The sequence below is a fragment of the Gemmatimonas aurantiaca genome (genome assembly GCF_037190085.1).
Lineage (GTDB): Bacteria > Gemmatimonadota > Gemmatimonadetes > Gemmatimonadales > Gemmatimonadaceae > Gemmatimonas > Gemmatimonas aurantiaca_A.
Window position 1 is genome coordinate 318,646 of record NZ_JBBCJO010000001.1, and the last position, 12,500, is coordinate 331,145.

7 protein-coding genes are annotated in these 12,500 nt (G+C 65.3%); 4 read left to right on the top strand and 3 right to left on the bottom strand.

Annotated elements, in window-relative coordinates; translation table 11 throughout:
* Positions 1-975, top strand: a complete 975-nt coding sequence (locus WG208_RS01265; RefSeq protein WP_337169499.1) for an SRPBCC family protein — start codon at positions 1-3, stop codon at positions 973-975.
* 82 nt (positions 976-1,057) lie between these two features.
* Here the strand turns inward: WG208_RS01265 and WG208_RS01270 are convergent, their stop codons facing one another.
* Positions 1,058-3,661 carry a serine/threonine-protein kinase gene (locus WG208_RS01270; protein WP_337169500.1) on the bottom strand — a complete coding sequence of 868 codons (2,604 nt, stop codon included), beginning with the start codon at positions 3,659-3,661 and terminating at the stop codon, positions 1,058-1,060.
* A gap of 43 nt (positions 3,662-3,704) precedes the next feature.
* A complete protein-coding gene (locus WG208_RS01275) occupies positions 3,705-5,387 on the bottom strand; it encodes a hypothetical protein (protein ID WP_337169501.1) in 1,683 nt (560 codons plus the stop codon).
* A 209-nt stretch (positions 5,388-5,596) separates the two neighbouring features.
* Here WG208_RS01275 and WG208_RS01280 point away from each other — a divergent pair, with 209 nt between their 5' ends.
* The gene (locus WG208_RS01280; RefSeq protein ID WP_337169502.1) at positions 5,597-6,148 is read left to right on the top strand and encodes a fasciclin domain-containing protein; all 552 of its coding nucleotides are present in this window, start codon (positions 5,597-5,599) and stop codon (positions 6,146-6,148) included.
* 116 nt (positions 6,149-6,264) lie between these two features.
* Here WG208_RS01280 and WG208_RS01285 read toward each other — a convergent pair whose 3' ends face one another.
* Positions 6,265-7,806, bottom strand: a complete 1,542-nt coding sequence (locus tag WG208_RS01285) for a serine hydrolase (protein ID WP_337169503.1) — start codon at positions 7,804-7,806, stop codon at positions 6,265-6,267.
* Between the two features lie 240 nt (positions 7,807-8,046).
* Here WG208_RS01285 and WG208_RS01290 point away from each other — a divergent pair, with 240 nt between their 5' ends.
* On the top strand, positions 8,047-11,040 hold the full coding sequence (locus WG208_RS01290; RefSeq protein WP_337169504.1) for an amidohydrolase family protein: 2,994 nt from the start codon (positions 8,047-8,049) through the stop codon (positions 11,038-11,040).
* Positions 11,041-11,078: 38 nt separating this feature from the next.
* The gene (locus WG208_RS01295; protein WP_337169505.1) at positions 11,079-12,449 is read left to right on the top strand and encodes an amidohydrolase family protein; all 1,371 of its coding nucleotides are present in this window, start codon (positions 11,079-11,081) and stop codon (positions 12,447-12,449) included.
* Positions 12,450-12,500: the final 51 nt, after the last annotated feature.

Genomic DNA, 12,500 nt, shown 5'->3' on the forward strand with positions numbered 1-12,500 from the left:
ATGCCGATCACCGAAGTGGTGTCGAATGCGCTGGATCTCACGCTCACCGTCGTTGCCGACTACCCCGTGCCGCTCGAACGGTTGTGGGATGCCTATGTGGATCCCCGTCAGCTCGAACGGTTCTGGGGTCCCGAGCAGTGGCCGGCGACATTCACGCGGCACGACATGGCCGTGGGCGGACGGTCGCACTACTACATGACCGGCCCTGACGGTACAAAGGCGCATGGCTGGTTCCGTTTCCTCGCCATCGAGCCGCTGCAGCGCATCGAAGTGGAAGATGGATTCGGCGCCGAGGATGGGTCGCCCAATCCCGAAATGCCCACCATGCGCATGGTCTTCACGTTCGAACGCACGGCCACCGGATCGCGCTTTCGCAGCGTGACCACGTTTCCCAGTGTGGAAGCGATGGAGCAGCTCGTGCAGATGGGCATGATGGAGGGCATGAAGTCCGCCATGGGGCAGATCGATACCGTGCTTGCCGACCTCACGTCGTTCGCGGCATCCCGTGACACCGAAGCGCAGCTGCTGAACGATACGCAGATCCGTGTGAGTCGCGTGATCCGCGGCAGCGTGGACCAGGTATGGCGCGCCCATCATGATCCCGCCCTGCTCACGCGCTGGCTCACCGGCCCCGATGGATGGAACATGCCGGTGTGTGTGGTGGCCACGAAAGTCGGCGATCGGTACCGCTACGAATGGGAGAAGATCGACGGCACGCAGCGGTTCGGCTTCGAAGGGGAACTGCTGGAGTCGGCCGCCCCGCATCGCGCAGTGACCACCGAGCAGATGATCGACACCGATGGTCCGGCTACGCGCAACGAGATGACACTCACCCCCGTGCAGGGCGGCACGCTGCTGAGCATCGTCGTCACGTATCCCAGCCAGGAGCTGCGCGACATGATCCTGGGAACGGGCATGATCAACGGCATGGAAACAAGCTACGCGCGCCTCGAGCGCGACGTCCTGGCGGCGTAGCGCCGTTCGGAGCGATTCAACGAGATTCCCAGAGATTCACAGAGATTCACAGAGATTCAGCGCAGCACCCGCAGGAAGTCCGTCAGCGTTTTCCCCCGTCCGGGCTGTTCTGCCCAGGCGGGGGAGTCGCGACGGCCTCCAGCGAATCACGCCGCAGCGATGCGGCTTCGCTTTGATTGCCCCGCCGACCGGCAAATGCCGCCCGGTCGCCGATGGCGGCGAGTGTCAGCACATGGGTGGGGCCAAGCCGCTCACGGGCGATCGTATGGGCCTGCTCGAGCGCGGTGCGCGCGGCGGCCATCTGCCCGCGCGCTTCGTGCAATCGGGAGAACTCCGTGTGCATCGCAATGGCCGGCAGCGTCTGTGTGTTCCCCATGCTGTCCAGCATCGTGCGCACCCGCGTGAGCAGCCGCCCGGCGTCATCGAGCTGTCCGCTCTTTCTGGCGACGGCGGCACGCAGTCGGAGGGCGTTGCCGAATTCGAAATAGTTGCGCGGCACCAGTGTTTCCTGCACGGCAATGGCGGAATCCGCCAGGGCGCGTGCCGCATCGAGGCTGTCGAGTCGGATCAACTCGTCACCCAGTCGCTGCTGGAAGGTGGCCGTGAGCGAATGGGTGGGGCCGTATATCTCCCGTAATGCGCGGAGACCATCGCGTTTGAGCGCCGCGGCACGGACATGGCTGCCTCGGCGCCCCATCGCCGTGCCCCAATTGAGCAGCACGAATGCGAGTTCGCCTTGGGAGCGCACGGAATCGCGACCGATGCTGGCGACGGCGCGACCGAACGCCGAATCGGTGGCAGCGACATCGGGTCCCGTCATGAGTGTGGTGGCCAGGGCAGACTGTGCGAGCCCCAGCAGCGCCCACCGTGGAGCGTCGCGACGCAGCTCCCGCTGTTCCGCTTCCCTGAGCAGCGCGGCACCTTCCTCGCGCTGCTGCATGCCCACGCCGAGTACCTGTCCCAGCGACGCCATCACATCGGTGACTTCCGTGTCGGGCGGTGCCGGCAGACGACGATACCGTGCCAGGGCCTCACGCAATCCCGTCAGGGCGAGGTCCGAGCGTCCGGTTTCCTGATGCAGCAGCGCACGGTAGTGGACATCGCGTGCCACATCGATGGAATGCTCACCCAGCGTCCGGCTGTGCAGGATGCGGGCCGAATCGAGCAGCCGGATGGCCACCGCATGTTTGTTGAACACGCGGAACGCATTGCCGAGCGTCCAGTACATATCGGCGCGCACCCGCGGTTCGTCCACCAGATCGCGTTCGACACGCGCGAGTGTGGAGTCGAGCACCTCCGACAGCATGACATCGCTGCGCCCGGTGCGGAACGTACTGTAGTGCGAAGGATCGGCCGCTCCCACGATGGCGCGGAGATACTGCGACATCAACGTGGCGCGGCGGGCTTCCTCGCTGGCCACGCTGGCCGATCGAATGGAAAACACCGTGGCGCCGATCAATGCCAGGATGGCGATGGACGCCGCGACCACCACGGTACGCTGCCGCCGCACGAACGTGCGCGCCCGGTAGCCCAGCGTATCGGGCCGCGCCTGCACCGGCTGCCCTTTGAGATAGCGCAACAGATCCTGCGACAGCGCCGCAACGCTGGCATACCGCCGCTCCGGTTCCTTGCGCAGTGCCATCAGCACGATGGCATCGAGTTCACCGGTGAGGAGGGAACGCAATCGGCGCGCCGACTCGATGCCTCGATCACGGGCACTGGCTTCGCTCACCGCCTCGCTGGGCGTGCGCGGCGGTTGCGTGCTGAGAATGGACAGCACCTCGCCCGCCGATTTGCCCGTGACATCGTACGGCGATGCGCCGGTCAGCAGGCGATACAGCACCACGCCGAGCGAGTAGACATCGGCGGCCGTGGTGATCTCTTCACCGCGGGCCTGCTCGGGGCTGGCATAACCGGAGGTGAGCGGCGCGAGTCCGTCGCGGGTGACTTCGGGTGCCGCATCGGTGGACGGTTCCGGCGTCAGGAGTTTGGCCACGCCGAAATCGAGCACTTTGACGACGCCGTCCGCGGTCACCAGTACGTTGCTGGGCTTGATGTCGCGATGGACGACGAGTTTGCCGTGCGCGAACTGGATCGCGTCACAGACCTGACGGAACAGATCGATGCGCTGGGCGATGGAGAGATGGCGCGCATTGCACCACGCGTCGATCGGGACACCCGGAACGAATTCCATCACCAGATACGGGATGCCGTCGTCGGTGGTGCCTCCATCGTACAGCGCGGCGATGTTGGGATGAGAAAGTCCGGCGAGGATCTGGCGTTCCCGCTTGAATCGCCAATGCAGCTCCGGATGATCGAATCCCACCCCGAGACTCTTGATGGCGACGCGCTGTTCGAACTGCTGATCGACGCGCATGCCCTCATACACCACGCCCATGCCGCCGCGGCCGATCTCGCTGGTGACGCGATACACACCGAGCGTCCGGCCGAGCAGGGCCGGACGATGGCTGAGCGCGTCCAGATCTTCGGTGCCGAGTATCCGGAGCAGCGGATCGTCGAAGATGCCGCTCGTGCGGTCGGACGCGGCGACCAGCTCTTCGACTTCGGCCATGACGGTCGCGTCCCCGGCGGCCAATTCGCGAAGCAGCACCGGTCGTTGCGCCGGATCGGCGGCAATCACCTTGTCGAAGATCTCGTTGATACGGGACCAGCGTGTGTCGTTCATGTGTCGTTCATCGGCACCGAATCAGCAACGGATCAGAGTCGGATCAGAACCGCATCGGAATGCGCGATCCCTGCAATTCGATGTCGGCGAACTGCCAGGCGGTGGTGAAGTGCTCGCGGTGGCGGGCCGCTTCCGTCGTCTTGCCCTGCGCGTCCAGCGCGAGGGCCAGCCCCAGCGTGGACCAGCCGTTGTGGGGATACTGCTGCAGGTCCTTCTCGTACACGGCCTGTGCCTCGGGCGCCCGTCCGGCCTCGAGCAGCGCCGCACCGAGCGACTGACGGGTCGGATAGTACCAGAAGGGCGGCTCGGTGTAGGGCAGGGCATCCTGACCCGCGACCGCCGCGGTGAACTTCGCAATGGCGGTCGGCATATCCTTGCTGGCCAGCGCGATCTCACCCCGCAGCAGATCTTCCGCGATCTGCAGCAGCGCACTGGCCGGATAATCGTTGCCGTCGAGCGTCATCACCTTGGGGTTCGCCTTCAAGGCAACGAGCGCGGCCAGTTCCGTCTTCGCGCCGGCCACCTTGCCCGTGTTGGCGAGGGCCATGCCGCGGGCATAGCGCCAGATGGCATTGGAATAGCCGAGATCCGCACGCGGTTGCGCTTCCTGCAGGATCTCGTCCCAGTGTCCGAACTGGACGAGTGACAGCAGCGGGATGGTCTTGAAGAACTCCACCGTCGGATACTGATCGATCTGTCCGAGGTTGACGTTGTCGGCCAGCTTCCGCGCCGCCTCGATGGCGACCTTGCTCTGCCCCTGCATCGAGGCGGCCGACCAGAGGAAGTGGATGTTGTGCGGATAGTACATCGCCGGATAGAACCCCTGGGCGTTGCACTGCCGGATGTATTCCTCGTCGATCTTCGCGGCCTGCACATTGGCTTCCGCGGCATCGTGATATCGACCCACACGCCAGTAGATGTGCGCCGGCATGTGCACCAGATGACCCGATCCGGGCACGAGTGGATAGAGCGCGTCCGCCGCCTTTTCGGCTTTCTCCGGCGTGGCCGATGCTTCCATGGCGTGGATGTAGAGATGCAATGCCAGCGGATGCCGGGGGCTGCGTGCCAGCGTCTCCTCGAGTTTGGCGATCACCGGAGCGATTTCCGGCCGCGGCGTGGTCGCATCGGACCAGTAGTCCCACGGCATGGTGTTCATCCAGGCCTCGCCGTAGAGGGCCGCGATATCGTCGTCATCGGGATACTTCGCCACCAGCGCGCCCAGTGCCGCCGCATAGGCATGATCCAGTGCCGTGCGGTCTTCCACCGGCTCCGCCGCATACCGTGTCGCCAGCGCGGCGATCAGATCACGCTCCTTCTCCGGTTTCGAGGCCGCGAGCTCCTGCGCCCGTGTCAGTGCCGCCCATGCCGCGCGCTGCTCATCGGGCGACATGATGGCTTTGCCTTTGGCCGTGACATTGATGTTCGGACCGGTGGCCAGTGCCTCGCCCCAGAAACACATGGCGCATGCCGGATCGAGCTTCTGTGCCGCGCGGAAGGACCGGATCGATTCGGCATGATTGAAACCGAACGCGAGCACCATGCCCTGATCGAAATACCGCTGTGCGCCTGGGTCCCGGGTGTCGATGGGGCGATGGAATTCCCCCATGCCTGTGAACAATGGAGCACCGGCGCGGGCCGTCAGCGCGGCGTCGGTCTCACTTCGGGGTGCACACGCAGTGAGGCAGGTGAGCAGAACGGCAACGGCGGCGAACGGGATCGGGCGCATCGGGTCCCCCATGGAATGGTGCGATATGGTAGCACGCGGCATGGGACCTGAACAGGAGCCCGGCAGGCATGTCCTGCGTGGTTTCCTCACGTCCCTGACGGACTTGTCAGGGCACAGCCGATGGTGAGGTACCGGAAGCGGGGGAGATTGCGGCCATGTACCAGCTCATATCCCGCTTCAGACCCTCAAAAGTTCACCCCGGAACTTCCATGCGACTCTCCGTCCTGCTCGCCTGCGCCACCACTATGTTGATTGCCGCCTGCTCGGGCGGTGAGAAGGCTACGGCCGACGCGGCCGCTCCGGCCGCCACGGCTTCCGCCGGTCAGGCGGCGGTGGAAGACGAGGCCTCCGTTCCGAACGTCGTGCGTGTGGCGGTCGGTTCGCCCGATCACACCACGCTGGTGACTGCGCTCAAGGCGGCCAATCTGGTCGATCCGCTCGCCAACCCCGGTCCCTTCACCGTGTTCGCGCCGACGAACGAAGCCTTCGCGAAGTTGCCCGCCGGCACGGTGGACAATCTCCTCAAGCCAGCGAACAAGAGTCAGTTGGTGGCCATCCTGCAGCATCACGTCACCACGTCCGCGCTCGACGTCGACTCGTTCACCGATGGACAGGAGCTGGGCATGGTGGCCGGCGGCGCCGAGAAGATCACGAAGAAGGATGGCGCCACGTATATCGGCAACGCCAAAATCGTGGCGTCGGTGCGCGCCTCGAACGGTTGGGTCCACGTGATCGACGGCGTATTGGTCCCCCCGCAGTGATGCCGTCGTGATGTCGTGCGTTCATGTGGGTCCGCCGTGTCCACGCGGTGCCGGTATTTCCCTCGTTCGTGTCACCGGCACCGCGCGGAACGGCTGCTCATCGCACGACTTCCAGGCTACTTCCTGAATTCCCCCACACCGGGCACGTCCACCGCCACCACCCGGGCGAGCGGGTCGAGCCGGAATTGCACGAACGACGTGCCCACGCCGCCATCCTCGTCGGGATTGCCCATGAGGAACGTGTCGAAGTGGAAATGGGCGAGTCGGGCGTTCACCGCACGTTCATAGCGGATATGCAACGCGCCGTTTTCGATCGACACCGTCGCCTCGCCGTAGATCTCGCTGCGATACGTACCGGCGTATTGTTCGAGCGGACGTGACGGCGATGTATTGGGCACTCGCTGCGCCAGTCGCGTTTTCACCGCGGCCAGCGCCCGTGCCTCCTGCTGGTTCGTCTGCGCCAGCGCGATCGCACTCCAGTCCCGATCCGGGCCACCGAGGAAGGCGTTGAGTACGCGTGTGGGCAGTGCGGTGTAGAGATTGTTGTGTCCGAACGTGTTGGTGAGCACGACGACGCCGAACTGGCGCTCGGGCACGAGGGACACGCTCGACAACATGCCGTCGACCCCGCCGGTGTGCTGCAGCACCTTCACACCCTGCATGTCGATGATCATCATGCCCTGCGCATAGAGCGTGAAATGACGGCTCGGATCGAGTGAATCGCTGGCAAACGGCGAGATCGACTGTGGAGACGTGAGTTCGGCGAGTGTGGCCGGTTTGAGCAGCGGTTGTCCGTTCGCTTTGCCACCGGCGAGGAGGAAACGCATCCACTTCGCCATGTCCTGCGCCGTGGAGTTGATCGAGCCGGCCGGTCCGATGTTGTCGACGTCGAGATACGCGATCGGCTTCGGATTGCCATTCACGTACGTGTGCGGCGCGGCCACATTTCCCCCGCTGGGGATGTTGCGGATGGACGTGCTCGATGCCGTCATGCCGAGCGGCTGGAAGATGCGTCGGGCGATGAGATCGTCCCAGCTCATGCCGGCCGCGGCGGCGCAGGCCTCGCCGACACCCAGGAACATGATGTTGTTGTAGCCGAAGGCCGAACGGAACGACGTCTGCTGGGGCAGGTAGCGGGCGCGCCGCAGCACCTCGGCGCGATCGAAGCGGGTGGAGTACCAGAGGGCATCGCCGCGGGACATGCCCGTCCGGTGCGACATCATGTCGCGGAGCGTCATCTCGCGGCTGGCGAACATGTCGGCCGTCTGGAAGGTCGGCAGGTAGGCGGTGACGCGGTCGGTGAGCCGGAGTTTGCCGTCGTCCTGCAGCATGCCGGCGACCACCGCGGTGAAGAACTTCGTGTTGGAGCCGATCGCGAAGACCGTCTGGTCGTCGACCGGATCGGGCTTGCCGCGCTCCCGCACGCCGAAGCCCCTGGCGTAAATGACCGCGTCGTCCTTGACGATGGCGATGGCGAGACCGGCGCCGTTCCACTCCGCGAGCGCTTTCGGGATGTAGCGGTCGAGATCGGCAAGAATGGCCTTCGTGTCGACGGCAGCCGGCCGCTGCGCCGGCACCTCGGTGGCCAGGACGATCCCGGCGAGCACGAACAGGGCCCAAACGGAGGAACGCCGGAGGAAGCGCGGGGAGGGATTCATGGATACAAAATTGCATCCAAAATGGCCGTTTGCCAAAACGGGCGCCCGGAGGGACGAGGGAACCGACGCCTGAACGCCCGCCATCGCCGGTCGTCCCTGGAGCGGCGGATTTGATCCCGCCGGTGTTTGGGCGCATTCTACAGAGTGACCGATGGCGCCGCCTTTGTCGTCGGCATCTCTCGCACCCCCTCCATCCTTCGCCACCGACGGCGTACGCCCGCGCCGTCCTGGGAGTCCCTCGTGAAAGTCGTTCGTTTCCTGCTGAGTCTCACCGTGCTGGCTGCCGGCACGCTCGGGGCGCAGCAATCTTCCCGGACCGAGCCGGTCACGGCCCTTCGCGCCAACGCGACGGGCTACCATGCGCTCGTCGGGGCCCGTGTCGTCACGGCCCCGGGGCAGGTGCTCGACAACGCCACCATCGTCATTCGCAATGGTGTGGTGACCGCCGTGGGAACCGCCGTCAGCCCGCCCGCCGGAGCGCGTGTGTGGGAGCTCAAGGGGCTCACGGTCTACTCCGGCTTCATCGACGCACACGCCGATCTCGGCGGTGATGCACCGCCGCAGGGTGGTGATGTCGGCCCCACGCACTGGAACCCGCAGGTGCGCGCCTGGTTCAGCACCACATCGAACCTCAAGGACGACTCCACGCGCCGCATCGCCCTGCGTTCGCTGGGCTTCGGGACGGCGCTCGCCGTGCCGCGTCAGGGCATCTTCCGCGGCACGGCCTCGGTCGTGAGCCTGGGTGATGCCGGTGTGCGCGAACGGGTGCTGCGCCCCGATCTGACGCAGACCATCGGCTTCCAGCGGTCGTTCACTCTCGGTGGCATGTATCCCAACTCCACCATGGGCACGCTCGCGCTCATGAAGCAGACGTTCCTCGATGCCGAGTGGTACATCCGCGCATGGGGAGCCTACGAAGCGAGTGGCCGTTCCATTCTGCCGCCCGAAACCAGCGAGGCGCTGGCCGCACTCGGCAAGGCGGTGCAGGGCAAGCAGCCGGTGCTCTTCCAGACGGGCAGCGAAGAGGAGTATCTGCGCGCCTACAAACTCGCGACGGAGTACAAGCTCACGCCGTGGTTCCGCGGCAGTGGCCAGGAGTATCGTCTGGTGGACGTGCTCAAGGGACGCACGCAGCCGCTCATCATACCGCTGGCGTTCCCCGATGCCCCGAATGTGTCGAACCCGGAAGCGGCGCTCAACGTGACGCTCGGTGATCTCCGGCATTGGTATCTCGCGCCCACCAATCCGGCGCAACTCGCGTCCGCGGGGATTCCGTTCGCGATCACGGCCGACGGACTCTCGTCGCTCAATCAGTTCCTGCCCAACCTCCGTGTGGCCGTGGCGCGTGGCCTTGCGCCCGACAAGGCGCTCGCCGCGCTGACCACGGTGCCGGCCGGATGGCTCGGCATCGAACGCACGCACGGCACCATTGCCGTGGGCAAGGCGGCCAATCTCGTGGTGGCCGAAGGGGATCTCTTCACCGAAGACGGCACCATTCGTGATGTCTGGGTGCAGGGCGCGCACTACGGCGTCACGCGTCCGCCGCAGGTGGATCCGCGTGGTACGTGGACCATTTCGTCCGACGATCCCGGGACGTTCAAGTCCGCCACGCTGCGTCTGGAAGGCCCGCTCAATCGTATCCGCGGCACGTTCGAAGCGCCGAGTCGTCGTCCCATCAACATCACGTCGGCGCGTATCATCGCCGAGACCGGTCGACTCGAAGCCACGTTCAACGGTGAGCCCCTCGGCCTCGAAGGTTCCGTGTTGCTCACCGGTTCGGTGCAGGGCAACGAATTTTTCGGCTGGATGTCACTCCCCAACGGAACCGACGCCAACTATCGCGGCACGCGCACCGAACCGTTCGAAGGACCGGCCCGCGGTGTCGTCGCAATGAAGGTGCCGAAGATCGATCTGCCGTTCATTCGCCCGTCCATGGAGTTCGGACGGAGTGCGCCGCCCGTACAGCCGGCGGCCGTGCTCGTGCGCAACGCCACCGTGTGGACGCAGGGACCGCAAGGTCGTCTCGAGAACGCCGATCTGCTCGTGCAGGCCGGCAAGGTGGTGCGCGTGGGGCAGAAACTCAGTGCACCGCAGGGCGCCGTGGTGATCGACGCCACCGGCAAGCATGTCACGCCGGGGCTCATCGATCCGCATACGCACGGTGGCGTGAGTTCCGTGAACGAGACGGGGTTTGCCATCGTGCCCGAAGTGCAGATGGGCGACGTCATCACGCACAACAACATCTGGTTCTATCGTCAGCTCGCCGGTGGTCTCACCACCACGATGATCAAGCACGGCTCGGCCAATCCCATCGGCGGCGAGAACGTGTACGTGAAGCTGCGCTGGGGTTCACTGCCCGACGACTACAAGATCGTGGGAGCCCCGCGCACCGTGAAGTTCGCGCTTGGCGAGAACCCCAAGCGTAGCCCGACGCGGTATCCCAAGACGCGCATGGGCACGCAGGAAATCATCCGCGATCACTTCCTCGCCGCGCGGGACTACGAGAAGGAATGGAAGCGCTGGGAGAAGGAGAAGACCGGCATTCCGCCGCGCCGCGACCTGCGCATGGAAGCCATTCTCGACATTCTCAACCAGAAGTTGCTCATCTCGTCGCACGGCTATCGCGCCGACGAGTTCCTCGCGCTGGTGCGACTGGCCGAGGAGTTCGGCTTCAAGGTGCAGACGCTGCAGCACGGCGTGGAAGCGTACAAGATCGCGAGCGAACTCAAGGCGTCCGGCGTGGCCGCGGTGGTGTGGAGCGACTGGGGGGCGTTCAAGCTCGAGGCGTACGATGCCACGTCCTACAATGCACGCCTGCTCATGGAAGCCGGCGTGGTCACGTCGCTGCATTCCGACGACAACGAGATCTCGACGCGCATGAACTGGGAAGCGGGCAAGCTGCTGCGCTCGGGTGTGGACGAGATCCAGGCGATGTCGACGGTCACCAATCAGTCGGCCAAGGCCATCGCGATCGACAATCGTGTGGGTTCGCTGGAAGCCGGCAAGGATGCCGACTTCGTCATCTGGAACGGCAATCCGCTGTCGCAGTTCACGAAGGCCGAGCAGACGTGGGTGGACGGGCGCCGGTACTTCTCGATCGAGGAGGACAAGGCGTTGCGTGAAGAGATCACGCGGCAGCGTGCACAGCTCATTCAGGCCGTGCTCGCCGCCGCGCCGGCGGACGCACCGGCTGGCGGTGCGCCGGCACGTGGGCGTGGCTCGGAGGGCAAGTAACCATGCATTTCACCAGGACTCATTTCGGAACGCTGACCATGCACACCGCTGCTCGTCTGGCCGCGCTCGCTCTCGCCGTGGGGGTCGCCGGACTGGCTGCCCCCACCGTGACCGGGGCGCAGGTCGTGATTCCCACGGCGCCGCAGGAGCAGGCCGTGGTGTTGCGTGGGGCCACGATTCATACGGTCACCAAGGGGACCATCACCAACGGCACCATCGTGATGGAGCGGGGCAAGATCACCGCCATCGGAGGCCCCGAGGTCGAGGTCCCACGGGGCGCGAAGGTCGTCGATGTGGCCGGCAAGCACATCTACCCCGGCCTCATCGACGCCTACAGCACGGTGGGCATCTCGGAAATCGGCGCGGTGGACGTGTCGAACGACATCAACGAGATCGGTGACTTCAATCCGAACGTGCGGCCGGAAGTGGCGGTGAACGCCGAGAGCCGGCACATTGGCACGACACGGTCGGCCGGCGTGCTGGTGGCGTTCGCGACACCAGGCGGTGGCGTGATTTCGGGATTGTCTTCCGCCATCTCTCTCGAAGGCTGGACCTGGGAGGAGATGTCCATGAAGGGCGCGGCCGCGCTCAACGTGAACTGGCCCGATCCCAACGCCCGTCCCCGCGGTCAGGGTTTTGGTGGCGGTCCTCCGGGAGGCCCGGGGGGACGTGGCGGCGGACAGCCCGCTCCCAAGACCTACGCCGAACAGGTCGAGAGCATCCGCAACTTCTTCGCCGAGGCGCGTGCCTATCGGGATGCGGTCAAGAGCGGACAGGCCGTGCGGACCGATACCCGCTATGCCGCGATGATTCCCGCGCTCAACGGGGAGATTCCCGTGGTGGTGGCAGCCGAAGGGGTGGCGCAGATCAACGACGCGGTCACCTGGGGCAAGGCAGAGGGCGTGAAGCTCGTGATCCGTGGAGGGCGCGATGCCATTCACGTGGCCGATCGTCTCAAGGCCGAGAACGTGCCGGTGATTCTCACGGCCACCATGTCGGCACCGCCACGCAGTGACGACGGATACGATGGGGCATACAGCACGCCGGCCGCGCTGCACAAGGCCGGCGTGAAGTTCGCGATCTCCGGAGCGGGGGATGCGTTGTACAGCTATCGCCTGCCGTGGGACGCCGGCGTCGCCGTCGCCTTCGGTCTCCCCGAAGAGGAAGCGCTCAAATCGGTGACCATCAACGCCGCCGAATTCATGGGTGTGGCCGACAAAGTCGGATCGCTGGAAGTGGGCAAGGAAGCCACGCTGCTGATCACCACCGGGACGCCGCTCGACATGACGACCAACATCATCCAGTCGTACATCCAGGGTCGGGAGATCGACATGAACGACATCCAGAAGCAATTCTTCAAGAAGTACATGGAGAAGCTCAATCAGCAGAAGAAGAAGATCACGAGCTGAGGGCGCATCTGCATCGGCATGTTGAACGGGAGGGGGCGTCGAAGTCGGCGC

Coding starts and splice junctions, on each gene's coding strand:
- WG208_RS01265 (WP_337169499.1), top strand. CDS start 1: ATGCCGATCACCGAAGTGGTGTCGAATGCGCTGGATCTCACGCTCACC.
- WG208_RS01270 (WP_337169500.1), bottom strand. CDS start 3,661: ATGAACGACACACGCTGGTCCCGTATCAACGAGATCTTCGACAAGGTG.
- WG208_RS01275 (WP_337169501.1), bottom strand. CDS start 5,387: ATGCGCCCGATCCCGTTCGCCGCCGTTGCCGTTCTGCTCACCTGCCTC.
- WG208_RS01280 (WP_337169502.1), top strand. CDS start 5,597: ATGCGACTCTCCGTCCTGCTCGCCTGCGCCACCACTATGTTGATTGCC.
- WG208_RS01285 (WP_337169503.1), bottom strand. CDS start 7,806: ATGAATCCCTCCCCGCGCTTCCTCCGGCGTTCCTCCGTTTGGGCCCTG.
- WG208_RS01295 (WP_337169505.1), top strand. CDS start 11,079: ATGCACACCGCTGCTCGTCTGGCCGCGCTCGCTCTCGCCGTGGGGGTC.